Here is a 13,363-nt window from a genome sequence, read left to right on the forward strand (position 1 = left end):
CGTGCCTGCAAGGACAACCCGGCGCACACCGGAACTGCCAACCACGGCACATCTTGGCGCCGCTACAGCCAGCCGCGCTGACGCGCCAGGCGATAGGCCTCGATGCGGTTGGCTACGCCGAGCTTGCCGATCGCTTCGGACAGGTAGTTGCGCACCGTGCCTTGCGAGAGGTTGAGCTGCTTGGCGATATCGCCAGCGGATTGGCCTTCGCCGGCCAGCCGCAGCACCTGGCGTTCGCGGTCGTTGAGCGGATCGGCCTCGGACCAGGCTTCCACCGCCAGCTGCGGATCGATCGCGCGGCCGCCACGGTGCACCTTGCGCAGCGCCTCGGCGAGGTCTTCCGCGGGCGCGTCCTTCAACAGATAGCCGGACACGCCGGCCTCCAGCGCGCGCCGCAGGAACCCGCTGCGCGCGAACGTGGTGACGATGACCACCTTGCACGGCAGCTCATGCCGCTGGATGCGTTGCGCGAGTTCCAGCCCGGTCAGGCCGGGCATTTCGATATCGGTGACCAGCAGGTCCGGCGAAAGCCGCTGCAGCTCGCGCCATGCGGTCTCGCCATCGGCCGCGCTGCCGACCACCTCGATGTCGCTTTCCATGCCCAGCAGCGCAGTGAGTGCGCCACGCACCATGGCCTGGTCTTCGGCAAGCAGCACGCGGATCATCGGAAGGCCGGGAAGGAAGAGTCGGACGACACGCTAGCAAATCGTCGCGGGGAAGTGCACCGCTCGTTGTAGGAGTGGTGCAGGCAAGTCTGCACCGGTAAGTCGCGACCGCATGCCTAGAGGGCCTACAGAAAACAGCGGGCCGGGGGCTCGCATAGAAGGGATGCCGAGGTCGATGGATGTTCCGGCCGTGCGGTCGCGACTTACGTCGCTCCTACAGGGGTTTTCTCGGGGGCCGCCAGTACCTCGCCAGCCGACGGCAACGGCAGCACGATCTCCACGCAGGTGCCCTGCCGCAGCGTGGAATCGATGCGCAGGCGGCCGCCGCGCGCTTCTACGCGCTCGCGCATGCCGGCCAGGCCGTTGCCGGGCACGCCCGCACTGCCCACGCCGTTGTCGCGGACGCGCAGGGTGACGTGATCGGGCGTGGACGACAGCACGACTTCCGCGAGGCTGGCGCGCGCATGGCGCTGGATGTTGGTCACCGCTTCGCGCAGGCTCAGCGCGAGCACGGTCTCCAGGTCGGCGGGCAGCGCGACTTCCTGCGCTTCGTAGCGCAGGGTGACGCCGTCCGATTCCAGCAGCAGGCGCGCGGACGCGAGTTCGGCCGCCAGCCCGGCCGCGCGGATGCCGGTCACCGCGCGCCGCACCTGCGCCAGCGCATCGCGGGCAACGCGGCTGACTTCGTTGATCTCGTTGCGCGCGGCCTGCGGGTCGCGGTCGATCAACCGTCCCGCAAGATCGGACTTCAGCGCCACCAGCGACAGCGTGTGGCCGAGCAGGTCGTGCAGGTCGCGGCCGATGCGCTCGCGTTCGGCCAGCGCGGCCAGCCGGCGCACTTCCTCGTGCGAGAGCTTCAGTTCGGCGCGCTTGCGCACGGTCTCCGACTGGAAGTAGTTGCCGGTGAACACCGCCACCGACACGATTGCGGTCACCACCGGCACGAACACCGGGAAGCCCAGCCACGCCGCCATGCCGCAGTACGCGATGATCAGGACCGCGAAGACTTCCAGCCGGATCCACATCGAGCCCGGCAGCAGCGCGACGAAGGCCGCCGCATAGATGACGTAGGTGTTGGAGAACGCGTTGAACGGCATCAGCCCATAGCCGAGCGCCGCGATGCCCAGCGTGCACAGCACGCGCGTCATCGCGCTGGCGCGGTAGGCCAGGAAGTACATCGGCAGGAACACCGCGATCGACAGCAGCGTCGGCCACAGGTACCAGCGCACGCCATCGCCCCAGTCGGCGTTGGACGGCACCAGCACCGGCACGAACAGGAACACCAGGTAGCCCAGCAGGAAGATGGGCATCCAGCCCAGGCCGAGCGCTTCGGGCACCAGGCGATCGCGCTGGCGGGTCAGCCAGGCCAGCAGGGACGGCAACGGATGGTTCATGGACGACTCCTTGCGTCGGCGTGCCGGTTCACTGCACCAGGCGGCGGCGCGCCAGCACGAAGAACACCGCGGTGATGACGGCCAGCACGGCCACGTGCAGCCCCAGCGGACGCCCGGCACCGACACCGACGGCCTGCTGCGCGACCTGCGCCAGATGATACGCCGGCCATGCGGGCGCCAACGTCTGCAAGAGCTTCGGCAGCATCGTCAGCGGTACCCACAGGCCCGAGAGGAAGGCCATCGGCAGGTAGACCAGGTTGATCAGCGCCGGTGCGCCGCGTCCGCTGACCAGCGTACCCAGCCACAAGCCCAGCGCGCTGAAGGGCAGCACGCCGACCAGGCAGGTCGCCGCCCACGCGGCCCACTGCGCGGCCGACAAGTGCACGTGCGCCACGCCGGCCGCGAGCGCGGCGAGCAGCAGCAGGATGATGGCGGCGAACAGCAGCGCCATCGCCATCTTCGCGACGAGGTACGCACCCGGCGGCATCGGCTGCGCGCGCTTGAGCGTCAGCAGCCCCTGTTCGCGATCCATCGCGACGGTCACGCCGAAGCCGAACAGGGCCACGCCGATCACGCCGAACACGCCGTAACCGGCCAGCATGTAGTGCGCCGCCATCGGCCCGCCCTTGCCGCCGAGCAGCACGCCGAACAGCAGATAGAACACCGGTGGGAACAGCAGGCACGGCAGCGAGAACGAGGGCGTGCGCAGCAGGCGGAGGAATTCGTAGCGCGCTTCCAGCAGGTAGGCGCGCGTGGACGAGAACGGCAGCGGGACGGCGGTGTCCATCAGGCGGCTTCCTTGTGCAGGTCGGGGGCGGTGGCATCGCGGGTCAGCGCGAGGAAGGCGTCGGCCAGGCCGGCGCGCTGCACTTCCAGGTCGGTGAGCGCGGGATCTTCGGCCAGCAGGCGGCGGACGATGGGCTCGGCGATGTCGACGACGATGTCCAGGCGCTCGCCGTCGTGCTGGGCGAGTTGCACGCCCGGCCAGCCTTGCACCAGGGCCGCCGGCAGGATGGTGCTGCAGCGGATGCGCCGCTGCGCGACATGCGCGCGCACCTGGGCCACGGTGCCTTCGGCGACGACGCGTCCGTGGTTGACCACCACGACGCGGTCGGCGAGCGCTTCGGCTTCTTCCAGGTAGTGCGTGGTCAGCAGCACCGCGCAGCCTTGCGCGCTCAGTTCGCGGATCGCCTTCCACAGCGTCTGCCGCGCATCGATGTCCAGGCCGGTGGTGGGTTCGTCGAGGAACAGCAGCTCGGGCCGGCCGCAGACCGCCAGCGCAAACTGCACGCGCCGCTGCTGCCCGCCGGACAGCTGGCCGTAGCGGCGATCCATCAGGCCATCCAGCCCCGCGAGCGCCATGCAGTCGGCGACGCTGCGCGGCCGCGGGTAGTAGCTGCGCGTCAGGTCGATCAGCTCGCGCACCTTCAGCGTGTCCGGCACGGCCGCCGTCTGCAGCATCACCCCGACGCGACGGCGCGCGGCCAGGTCCTGCGGCGGCAGGCCGAACAGTTCCGCCTGCCCGGCCTGCGGACGCTGCAGGCCCAGCAGCAGGCCGATCGCCGTGGTCTTGCCCGCGCCATTGGGGCCCAGCAGCGCGAGCACCTGGCCGGCGGGCAGCGCGAGGTCCAGGCCATCGAGCGCCAGCGTGCGGCCATACTGGTGGCGCACGCCGCGCAGCCGGGCGAGTGCGTGGGAAGAAGGGGTCGCCATGTCCATGCCGGGGGGCCTTGTCGGAAGATGGACACAGCCTGCGCCGCCGCCCCGCCCGTGATCAGTGGCGCCCCTCAGGCGAATCAGGTGACAGTTGTCACTGGGCCACGCCACCCGCCACGCCCATGATGCGCACCGTCCCGGCCCCGCTTCACCCGGATCCGCCGGTTCCCGCATGAAGTGACTTCCGGCAACTAGGCTTCCGTTACCCTTGCTGGTCACACTTCCCCGCATTCACCGTCTGGATACGCATGAATACGTCTGCCGACTTGCTGAAGGAACTCCGCATCGACCGCAAGGCGCCGCCGCCTGAACCCCGGTCGCGTCGTGGCCTGTGGATCACCCTGGGCGTGGGCGTGGTGCTGCTGGCGTTGGCCGCGGCGGGCTGGGCGTTCTTCGGGCGCGAGAAGCCGATCGAAGTGCGCACCGCGCCGACCGTGGCGATGGGCAACGGCAGCGCGTCCTCGTCCGTGCTGGACGCCTCCGGCTATGTGGTCGCGCGGCGCATGGCCACGGTGTCGGCCAAGATCACCGGCAAGGTGCGCGAAGTCCTGATCGAGGAAGGCATGAAGGTCGAGGCTGGCCAGGTCATGGCCACGCTCGACCCGGTCGACGCCGACGCGAGCCGCGCGCTGTCGCAGGCGCAGGTCGAGTCGGCGCGCTCGCAGGTGGCGAACGTGCAGGCCCAGCTCACCGAGGCCGAGGCCAATGCGCGACGCCTCGCCTCGCTGGTGCAGCAGCAACTGGTCGCCCGCTCGCAATACGACCAGGCCGTCGCCACGCGCGACGCCCTGCGTGCGCAGATGCAGGCCGCGCAGCGCAACGTCACCGTGGCCAGCCGCAGCCTGGCGATTTCCGACAACGGCGTGGACAACACCATCGTCCGCGCGCCGTTCGCCGGCGTGGTGATCGCCAAGGCGGCGCAGCCCGGCGAGATCGTATCGCCGCTGGCCACCGGCGGCTTCACCCGCACCGGCATCGGCACCATCGTCGACATGGAATCGCTGGAAGTGGAAGTGGAGGTCAACGAGTCCTTCATCGGCCGCGTGCAACCGAAGATGCCGATCCAGGCCACGCTGAACGCCTATCCCGACTGGCAGATCCCCGGCGAGGTGATCGCCATCATCCCCACCGCCGACCGCAGCAAGGCGACGGTGAAGGTGCGCGTGGCGTTGAACGCCAAGGACGCGCGGATCGTCCCGGACATGGGCGTGCGGGTCAGCTTCCTGGAAGCGGCCAAGCCGCAGCAGGCGGAGCAGCCCAAGGGCGTGCGCGCGCCGGGCGCCGCGGTGGTCGAACGCGGCGCCAGCCAGGTCGCCTTCGTCGTCGGCGACGAGGACACCGTGGAGCAACGCACGCTCAAGGTCGCCGGCAAGCTGGGCGACGACGTGCACGTCACCGACGGTCTGGCCCCCGGCGAGACTGTCGTGCTGGACCCGCCGGCCGAACTGAAGGACGGTGCCAAGGTCGTGCTGGCCGAAGACACCGAGTAAGCCGCAAGACGCCGCGTGAGGATTGCCTCGCCGCGGCGAACCACCGAACACCCGGCGCCGCCCCACCGGCGCCTGTCGATTCCGGGCGACGCCCTTCGTCGTCCTGACGGGGGGGCCATGTCCATCGAGGACGGGATCCGCCCTGTTTGAACCGCAGCATCGCCGTTCGCCTTCCCGTCTCCAACAAGGATCCTGCCGATGTCTTCCCTGGTTTCCATCCGCAACGTCACCAAGACCTACCAGCGCGGCCCCGAGAAGGTGCAGGTGCTGCACGGCATCGACCTGGACATCCCGCACGGCGACTTCGTCGCGCTGATGGGCCCGTCCGGCTCGGGCAAGACCACCCTGCTGAACCTCATCGGCGGCCTGGACACGCCATCCGGCGGCGAGATCGAGATCGAGGGCCAGCGCATCGACCGGATGAACGACGGGCAGCTCGCGCACTGGCGCAGCTCGCATGTCGGCTTCGTGTTCCAGTTCTACAACCTGATGCCGACGCTCACCGCGCAACGCAATGTCGAACTGCCGCTGCTGCTGACCAAGCTCGGCGCCGCGCAGCGCAAGCGCAACGCCGAAATCGCGCTGCAGCTGGTCGGCCTGGCCGACCGCAAATCGCACCGCCCCAACGAACTGTCCGGTGGCCAGCAGCAGCGCGTGGCCATCGCCCGCGCCATCGTCTCCGACCCGACCTTCCTGATCTGCGACGAGCCCACCGGCGACCTGGACCGCCATTCGGCCGAAGAGATCCTCAACCTGTTGAAGATGCTCAACCGCGAGCACGGCAAGACCATCATCATGGTCACGCACGACCCGAAGGCGGCCGAGTACGCCACCCACACCATCCATTTGGACAAGGGCGAACTGGTCGACGCCCCAGCCGCCGCGCACTGATCCGGAGACGGACATGAAATATTTCTCGTTGATCTGGTCGGCGCTGTTCCGCAGCAAGACGCGGACGTCGTTGACGCTGTTGTCGGTGGTCGCGGCCTTCCTGCTGTTCGGCCTGCTCGACTCGGTGCGCGTGGCGTTCAACTCCGGCGGCAGCGTCGCCGGCGCGGACCGCCTGGTGGTGGCGTCGCGCCTGTCGATCACGCAGATGCTGCCGTACAGCCTGCTGGGCCGCATCGATGCGACGCCCGGCGTGAAGAAGAGCGCCTACGCCGCCTGGTTCGGCGGCATCTACAAGGACCCGAAGAACTTCTTCCCCAACTTCTCGGTCGGCCCCGGCTACATGGACATGTATCCGGAGTACATCATCGACCCCGCGCAACTCAAGGCCTGGGAAGCCGACCGCACCGGCGCCATCGTCGGCGAGAACCTGGCCAAGCGCTTCGGCTGGAAGATCGGCGACACCATCCCGCTGCAGGCGACGATCTTCCCCCAGAAGGACGGCAGCAATGCCTGGCCGTTGACGCTGCGCGGCACGTTCAAGCTGTCCGACAGCAAGCGCAAGGGTGAAGAGAACCAGTTGCTGTTCCACTGGAAGTACTTCGATGAGGCCAACCAGTACGTCAACGGCCAGATCGGCTGGTACATGGTGAAGCTGGACAACGTGAACCATGCCACCCGCGTGGCCAACGCGATCGACGCGATCTCCGCCAACTCCGCGCACGAGACCAAGACCCAGACCGAGCAAGCCTTCAACCAGTCCTTCGCGAAGCAGTTCGCCGACATCGGCCTGATCGTCACCGCGATCATGGCGGCGGTGTTCTTCACCCTGCTGCTGCTGACCGGCAACACCATGGCGCAGGCGGTGCGCGAGCGCATCCCGGAACTGGCGGTCCTGAAGACGCTGGGTTTCACCAACGGCACCGTGCTGGTGCTGGTGCTGGTGGAATCGGTGCTGCTGATCGTGCTGGGCGGCGTGCTGGGCATGGCGATCGCCTCTTTGATCATTCCGACATTGAGCCAAGCAAGTAATGGCGCGATCGCGCTGCCCAACATCCCGGGCCAAACCTGGGCGCTTGGACTTTCACTGATGCTGTTGATTGGAATGGTGGTAGGCGCCCTACCTGCCATGCGCGCCATGCGCTTGAGAATCGTCGATGCATTGGCTGGACGCTAAGGAGAAAGAACCCATGAAATCAATTCTTAGCACGATCCTCACCACGATCCGCTGGACGATCGCACTCCTCTTAACTGCCACGCCGTTCGTAACGGAACTGGCAATGTTCCGGAAGGTCACGCATATGCTGGCCTACCCCCTGTTCTTCCTCGTAGTTCTTGCAGCATTGACGCTGCTGGCCCCCCGGGCATTGGAGGCTTTCTCGAAATGGACAAAAGGGGATGGCTTCCTGTCATCGCTGCTGCGGAACGTGTCCTCTTCCTGGTTATTCTTCACACTGATCTCAGTACTGGTTTTCTTGTTTTTTGATTCCAGTACATTTGCGCTCATCACCCTGATCTCGCTATTGGGCCTGATCGCCCTCTGGTTGTTCCTTACCCGACAGGGAAAGAATGCAATCGAGATCGCGAAGATCGGCATTGCCAGTCTGCCGCAGCGCTGGGGCGCCTCGTCGGTGATCGTGGTGGGTATCGCCGGCGTGGTCGGCGTACTGGTCGCGATGCTGGCGATGGGCGAAGGCTTTTCGGCCACGCTCAAGCAGACCGGCGGCGAAGACACCGCCATCGTGCTGCGCGGCGGATCGCAGGCGGAGACCAATTCCGTCATCAGCCGCGATCAGGTACCGCTGATCTCCACGCTGGCCGGCGTGGCCAAGGGCAAGGACGGTCGCGCGTTGCTGTCGCCGGAGCTGTCGCAGATCGTCAACCTGCCGACGGCCAGCACCGGCGAGGATGCCAACGCGCAGTTCCGCGGCGTCAGCGAAGCCGCCTGGTCTATCCGCCCGCAGGTGAAACTGACCGAAGGCCGCAAGTTCAACGTCGGCGTGCGCGAGATCGTGGTCGGCCAGGGTGCGAAGGGCCAGTACCGCGGCCTTGATGTCGGCAAGACGCTGAAACTGGGCAACCAGGAATGGACGGTGGTCGGCGTGTTCGCCTCCGGCGACGCGCACGACTCGGAGCTGTGGACCGACATCGACACCCTGTCGTCGGCGTACGACCGTCGCGCCTACCAGTCGGTCACGGTGCGCACGGAAGGCAAGGCGGGCTTCGATCAGTTCAAGCAGGCGATGGAGAACGACCCGCGCCTGAAACTGGATGTGCTGACCACGCGGGATTACTACACCAAGCAATCGACGCAGCTAACCGGGCTGATCAAATGGCTTGGAATGATCATCGGCACCATCATGGCCATCGGCGCCGTGTTCGGCGCGTTGAACACGATGTATGCCGCCGTCGCCGGCCGTGCCCGCGAGATCGCCACGATGCGGGCGATCGGTTTCCGCGGCGTGCCGGTGGTGATGGCGGTGATGCTGGAGACGATGTTGCTGGCGCTGCTCGGCGGCCTGCTGGGCGGGTTGATCGCCTGGGTGGTCTTCAACGGCTACAGCGTGGCCACGCTGGGCAGCAACTTCAGCCAGGTGGTGTTCCAGTTCAAGGTCACGCCGGAACTGCTGTGGAGCGGGCTGAAGTGGGCGCTGGGCATCGGCCTGGTCGGCGGGCTGTTCCCGGCCCTGCGCGCGGCACGCCTGCCGATCACGCAGGCCCTGCGCGCGATCTGACGTCGGTCGAAGGGGTGCCGGCGCCTGCCGGCACCCTCTTCATTCCAGCGGATCGAGCCACCCCCGCGCCACCGCCGCCGCGAGATCCTCCGGCGTGTCGATATCGACTCCGAGATCCGGTGCATCGCACGCGATGACATCGGCACCGGCGGCATTCAGCGCATCGCGCAGGCCGCGATCTCCTTGCGCGGCCAATGCGGCACGCAACATCGTCGGCGCCACGACAGCGGGCACACCCACGCGGTCGCCGAAACGTGTCGCAGCGGAACCCGACGTCGCTCGACGGGAGGCCTCCCGCAGCGCCCAGAGATGTGCGGCATCCAGCGCCGGCTGATCGCAGGTCATGAGCAACGTCGCGTGATCGTGTGGGGCGAGGGCATCCACGGCGACGCGCACGCTTCCTGCCAACCCCTCGCGCCATCGCGCGTTGACCACGTATTCCACCGGCAAGTCGCGCACCGCGGCAACGACATCGTCTGCCTGCGCACCGACGATCACCAGCACGCGCGAAGCGCCTGCGGCCAGCGCCAGCCGCGCCGCGCGATGCACCAGCGTCTCGCCGTCGCGCGTCAGCAATTGCTTCGGCCGGCCCAACCGCGTGCTGCCGCCTGCCGCCAGCACCACCGCGACCAGCGCCGACGTCACGACGCCTCGCCGTGATGCCACGCCTGCAACTGCGCGGCGATGCTCAGCGCGATGGCTTCGGGGCCTTCGCCCCCCAGCTTCAATCCCACCGGCGAACGCAGGCGGGACAACAACGGGGCATGCAGCGAAGCCGGCAACACGCGCAGCAGATCCTCGCGTCGCCGCACCGGGCCGAGCAGGCCGATGAAGGGAATGTCGGTGTGCGCCAGCGCCTCCAGCGCTTCGCGGTCGTGCTCGAAATGGTGGTGCATCACCAACGCGGCATCGGGCGCGGGTTTCGTGCTTTGCAACGCATCGGCCGGCGCCTGCATCAACCACGCGTCGGCGATATCGGTATCGGGAATCCAGCGCGCCCGCCGTTCGACCACGGTGACGTGCCACCCGAGCGGACGCAGCGCGTCGATCAGCCGCTGCGTTTCCGGTCCCGCGCCGAAGATCGCCACGCGCGGCGGCGGCGCGATCCGCACCGCACCCGCCGCATCCACACCTTCCGTCGCCAGGCGCTGCATCGCCCAGTGGCAGGTGGTGTCGCCCGCGCTGGCGCGCACCTGTCCTTCCGCCGACACCTGCAGCGTCAACGCACCCTGCCCGTTCCACCATGCGCGCACGACCTGCGCCCAGCCGGGCATGCGGTCCAATGGCAACAACGCGAGCCGCAGGCGGCCGCGGCAGCCGACGGCGGAACCGGCGAACAGGTCTTCGTCGTCGCGCGTGTCGATCTCCATCGCGTCCAGCGCACCCGCTTCGGCCACGTGCCGTGCGCGGCGCGCGATCTCCGGTTCCAGGCAACCGCCGCTGAGCCAGCCCAATTGCGCATCGCCCGGTCCGAACACGGCCAGCGCGCCCGTCCGCACATAGGTGGAGCCTTCGGTCGCCATCACCACGGCCAGTACGCGGCCGTCGGCGGCGTCGCTGGCATGCGCGGAGGCGTCGAGCGGGGAGCGGAAGGCCGTCATGGCACCACGATGGCGCAAGCCGCGGGGCGAAGGCAACGTCCGGCGCGCCGGTCGGGGCATCAGGCAACGATGCCGCAGGATCGTGCAAGCATCGGCCCGCGCGTTCACTGGCATGCAACGGGGGCGCGGAGTATCGTCGTCCGGTCCCACGCCGCCGCCAGGAGACGCCATGAAGTTGAACGTCAACGGGGCCGAGCGCGAAATCGACGCGCCGGATGACATGCCGCTGCTCTGGGTCCTGCGCGACCTGATGGGCCTGACCGGTACCAAGTTCGGCTGCGGCATCGCGCAATGCGGTGCCTGCACGGTGCATGTCGACGGCGCACCGTTGCGCGCCTGCGTCACGCCCGCGTCGGCCGTCGCCGGCAAGAAGATCACCACCATCGAAGGCCTCTCGGCCGACGGCTCGCATCCGGTGCAGAAAGCCTGGGCGGAGCTGGACGTCGTCCAGTGCGGTTACTGCCAGTCCGGCCAGATCATGTCGGCCGCGGCGTTGCTGGCGAAGGTGCCTGCGCCGACCGACACCGACATCGACCAGGCGCTGTCCGGCAACCTGTGCCGCTGCGGTACGTACCAGCGCATCCGCGCCGCCGTGCATCGCGCCGCCGACATCGGCAAGGCGTGATCCGGTGCGGCGACGCAGGTCGCCGCCTTCCCCCTCGTTCGACGGAGGCTGTTCCGTGAACCTCGAAACCTCTTCCTCGCGCCGCGACTTCCTGCGCGCCACCGCACTCGGCGGCGGCGGCCTGGTGATCGGCTTCCTCGTGCCCGGCGCGCGCCGCTTCGCCATGGCCCAGGAGGCCGCGGCAACGGCGCCCACCACGTTCGTACCGAATGCGTTCCTCAGCATCGCGGCCGACGACACCATCACCGTACAGCTCGCGCATGCCGAAATGGGCCAGGGCATCTGGACCACGCTGCCGATGCTGATCGCCGAGGAGCTCGACGCCGACTGGTCGAAGATCCGCGTCGAACACGGTGCGGCCGACAAGGCGTACACGAGTCCTGTGTTCGGCATGCAGGGCACTGGCGGCTCGACGACCACCTGGTCCGAGTTCGATCGCTACCGGCAGGCCGGCGCCACCGCGCGGGCGATGCTGTTGCAGGCGGCGGCCGCGCGACTGAAGGTTCCCGTCGATCAACTGCGCACCGAGAACGGCGCGGTGGTGTCCGGCACCACGCGGCTGCGCTACGGCGAACTCGCCAACGACGCCGGCAAGCAGACCCCGCCCGCGCCGGACACGCTGAAGCTGCGCGACCCGAAGGACTGGAAGCTGATCGGCAAGCCGACCAAGCGGCTGGATACGCCGGAGAAGATCACCGGCAAGGCCAAGTTCGGCATGGACGTGCAGTTCGAAGGCCTGCTCACCGCGGTCGTGCTGCGTTCGCCGGTGTTCGGCGGCACGGTGAAATCGTTCGACGCCACCAAGGCGCGCGCCGTGGCCGGCGTGCGCAACGTGGTGCAGGTGCCCAGCGGCGTAGCGGTGATCGCGGACCATTACTGGGCCGCCAAGCTCGGCCGCGACGCCCTGCAGGTGGTCTGGGAAGGCGACGCGAACGCGAAGCTCGACAGCACCGCGTTGCGCGAGCAGTTCTCGCAGCTCGCGCGCACGGACGGCGCCGTCGCTGCGCGCGCAGGCGACGTGGGCGACGCGCTGGCCAAGGCCGCCAAGACGCTGGAAGCCGAGTACGCCGTGCCCTACCTCGCACACGCCGCGATGGAGCCGTTGAACTGCACCGTGAAGATCGGCGATGGCGAGTGCGACATCTGGTGCGGCACGCAGTTCCCGACCCTGGACCAGAACAGCGCCGCGCGCATCCTCGGCATGCCGCCGGAGAAGATCCGCATCCACACGCCGTTCCTGGGCGGTGGTTTCGGCCGCCGCGCCACGCCGACGGCGGACGTGGTGTCCGAAGCGGTCGAAGTCGCCAAGGCGGCGAAGGCGCCGGTCAAGACGGTGTGGACGCGCGAAGACGACACCCGCGGCGGCTATTACCGCTCGGCCTTCGTCGAGAAGATCAAGGCCGGCCTGGACAAGGACGGCAACCCGGTCGCGTGGCACCACGTGATGGTCGGGCAGTCGATCATGGCGGGAACCTTCATGGAAGCGATGATGGTCAAGAACGGCATCGACGCGACCTCGGTGGAGGGCGTGGCCGATTCGGCCTACGTGCTCGGCACGCCGGCGCATCGCGTCGACCTGCACTCGCCGGTCACCGGCATCCCGGTGCTGTGGTGGCGCTCGGTCGGCCACAGCGTCAACGGTTTCGTCATGGAAAGCTTCGTCGACGAACTCGCGCATGCCGCGGGCCAGGATCCGATGGAGTACCGGCGCAAGCTGCTGAAGGATCATCCCCGCCACCTCGCGGCGCTGAACCTGGCCGCGGAGAAGTTCGGCTGGAATACGCCACCGGCGCAGGGCCGTGGCCGCGGCATCGCCGTGCACGAATCGTTCGGCAGCTACGTGGCTCAGGCGGCGGAAGTGTCGATCGAGGACGGAAAGATCCGCGTGCATCGCGTGGTGTGCGCGATCGACTGCGGCGTGGCCGTCAATCCCGCGGGCGTGCAGGCGCAGATGGAGTCCGGCATCGCCTTCGGCCTGGGCGCGGCGCTGCATTCGGCGCTCACGCTCCGCGAAGGCCAGGTGCAGGAGTCCAACTTCCACGACTACCAGGTGCTCCGGATGAACGAGATGCCGAAGGTGGAGGTCCACATCGTGCCGAGCACCGAGAGAATGGGCGGCGTGGGCGAGCCCGGCACGCCGCCGATCGCACCCGCCGTCGCCAACGCCGTGTTCGCGCTCACCGGCCAGCGACTGCGCGAACTGCCGCTGCGTCTGCCGACGCCCGCGTCCACCACACCCGTCGCCTGAG

12 protein-coding genes are annotated in these 13,363 nt (G+C 68.4%); 6 read left to right on the forward strand and 6 right to left on the reverse strand.

What is annotated here, in order from left to right; all coding sequences use genetic code 11:
* Positions 1–62: 62 nt before the first annotated feature.
* From ASD72_RS03020 to ASD72_RS03035, 4 genes are all read right to left on the reverse strand, one after another.
* Entirely contained in the window at positions 63–665 is a 603-nt protein-coding gene (locus tag ASD72_RS03020; RefSeq protein ID WP_056878510.1) for a response regulator transcription factor, read from the reverse strand.
* A gap of 203 nt (positions 666–868) precedes the next feature.
* Entirely contained in the window at positions 869–2,059 is a 1,191-nt protein-coding gene (locus ASD72_RS03025; RefSeq protein WP_056878511.1) for a sensor histidine kinase, read from the reverse strand.
* A gap of 28 nt (positions 2,060–2,087) precedes the next feature.
* Positions 2,088–2,846 (reverse strand): ABC transporter permease, encoded by a 759-nt coding sequence (locus ASD72_RS03030; RefSeq protein ID WP_056878512.1) that lies wholly within the window; start codon positions 2,844–2,846, stop codon positions 2,088–2,090.
* Complete coding sequence (locus tag ASD72_RS03035) at positions 2,846–3,778, reverse strand: ABC transporter ATP-binding protein (RefSeq protein WP_155944435.1); 933 nt, start codon at positions 3,776–3,778, stop codon at positions 2,846–2,848. Before ASD72_RS03035 ends, ASD72_RS03030 begins: the two co-directional genes overlap by 1 nt.
* A gap of 245 nt (positions 3,779–4,023) precedes the next feature.
* Here ASD72_RS03035 and ASD72_RS03040 point away from each other — a divergent pair, with 245 nt between their 5' ends.
* The 4 genes from ASD72_RS03040 to ASD72_RS03055 all read left to right on the forward strand — a co-directional run bounded on the left by ASD72_RS03040 (position 4,024) and on the right by ASD72_RS03055 (position 8,888).
* On the forward strand, positions 4,024–5,265 hold the full coding sequence (locus tag ASD72_RS03040; RefSeq protein WP_056878513.1) for an efflux RND transporter periplasmic adaptor subunit: 1,242 nt from the start codon (positions 4,024–4,026) through the stop codon (positions 5,263–5,265).
* 198 nt (positions 5,266–5,463) lie between these two features.
* Complete coding sequence (locus tag ASD72_RS03045; RefSeq protein WP_056878514.1) at positions 5,464–6,156, forward strand: ABC transporter ATP-binding protein; 693 nt, start codon at positions 5,464–5,466, stop codon at positions 6,154–6,156.
* 13 nt (positions 6,157–6,169) lie between these two features.
* Positions 6,170–7,330: an FtsX-like permease family protein gene (locus ASD72_RS03050; RefSeq protein WP_056878515.1), complete on the forward strand. Its 1,161-nt coding sequence runs from the start codon at positions 6,170–6,172 to the stop codon at positions 7,328–7,330.
* Positions 7,331–7,343: 13 nt separating this feature from the next.
* Positions 7,344–8,888 carry an ABC transporter permease gene (locus ASD72_RS03055; RefSeq protein WP_235577920.1) on the forward strand — a complete coding sequence of 515 codons (1,545 nt, stop codon included), beginning with the start codon at positions 7,344–7,346 and terminating at the stop codon, positions 8,886–8,888.
* A 39-nt stretch (positions 8,889–8,927) separates the two neighbouring features.
* On the opposite strand, the gene ASD72_RS21370 is transcribed toward ASD72_RS03055, so the two are convergent.
* Positions 8,928–9,533 (reverse strand): nucleotidyltransferase family protein, encoded by a 606-nt coding sequence (locus tag ASD72_RS21370; protein WP_235577921.1) that lies wholly within the window; start codon positions 9,531–9,533, stop codon positions 8,928–8,930.
* On the reverse strand, positions 9,530–10,489 hold the full coding sequence (locus ASD72_RS21375) for an XdhC/CoxI family protein (RefSeq protein WP_056878517.1): 960 nt from the start codon (positions 10,487–10,489) through the stop codon (positions 9,530–9,532). Before ASD72_RS21375 ends, ASD72_RS21370 begins: the two co-directional genes overlap by 4 nt.
* A 169-nt stretch (positions 10,490–10,658) precedes the next feature.
* Here ASD72_RS21375 and ASD72_RS03070 point away from each other — a divergent pair, with 169 nt between their 5' ends.
* Both ASD72_RS03070 and ASD72_RS03075 read left to right on the forward strand, forming a co-directional pair.
* A complete protein-coding gene (locus ASD72_RS03070) occupies positions 10,659–11,114 on the forward strand; it encodes a (2Fe-2S)-binding protein (protein ID WP_056878518.1) in 456 nt (151 codons plus the stop codon).
* Positions 11,115–11,169: 55 nt separating this feature from the next.
* A complete protein-coding gene (locus ASD72_RS03075) occupies positions 11,170–13,362 on the forward strand; it encodes a xanthine dehydrogenase family protein molybdopterin-binding subunit (protein WP_056878519.1) in 2,193 nt (730 codons plus the stop codon).
* Position 13,363 lies beyond the last annotated feature (1 nt).

Origin of the sequence: Pseudoxanthomonas sp. Root630, assembly GCF_001427585.1 — a bacterium.
Lineage (GTDB): Bacteria > Pseudomonadota > Gammaproteobacteria > Xanthomonadales > Xanthomonadaceae > Pseudoxanthomonas_A.

What these genes read in the sequence shown, in the direction of transcription:
- ASD72_RS03030 (WP_056878512.1), bottom strand. Translation starts at nt 2,846, where the DNA reads ATGGACACCGCCGTCCCGCTGCCGTTCTCGTCCACGCGCGCCTACCTG.
- ASD72_RS03055 (WP_235577920.1), top strand. Translation starts at nt 7,344, where the DNA reads ATGAAATCAATTCTTAGCACGATCCTCACCACGATCCGCTGGACGATC.
- ASD72_RS03045 (WP_056878514.1), top strand. Translation starts at nt 5,464, where the DNA reads ATGTCTTCCCTGGTTTCCATCCGCAACGTCACCAAGACCTACCAGCGC.
- ASD72_RS03050 (WP_056878515.1), top strand. Translation starts at nt 6,170, where the DNA reads ATGAAATATTTCTCGTTGATCTGGTCGGCGCTGTTCCGCAGCAAGACG.
- ASD72_RS03020 (WP_056878510.1), bottom strand. Translation starts at nt 665, where the DNA reads ATGATCCGCGTGCTGCTTGCCGAAGACCAGGCCATGGTGCGTGGCGCA.
- ASD72_RS03040 (WP_056878513.1), top strand. Translation starts at nt 4,024, where the DNA reads ATGAATACGTCTGCCGACTTGCTGAAGGAACTCCGCATCGACCGCAAG.
- ASD72_RS21375 (WP_056878517.1), bottom strand. Translation starts at nt 10,489, where the DNA reads ATGACGGCCTTCCGCTCCCCGCTCGACGCCTCCGCGCATGCCAGCGAC.
- ASD72_RS03035 (WP_155944435.1), bottom strand. Translation starts at nt 3,778, where the DNA reads ATGGACATGGCGACCCCTTCTTCCCACGCACTCGCCCGGCTGCGCGGC.
- ASD72_RS03025 (WP_056878511.1), bottom strand. Translation starts at nt 2,059, where the DNA reads ATGAACCATCCGTTGCCGTCCCTGCTGGCCTGGCTGACCCGCCAGCGC.
- ASD72_RS03070 (WP_056878518.1), top strand. Translation starts at nt 10,659, where the DNA reads ATGAAGTTGAACGTCAACGGGGCCGAGCGCGAAATCGACGCGCCGGAT.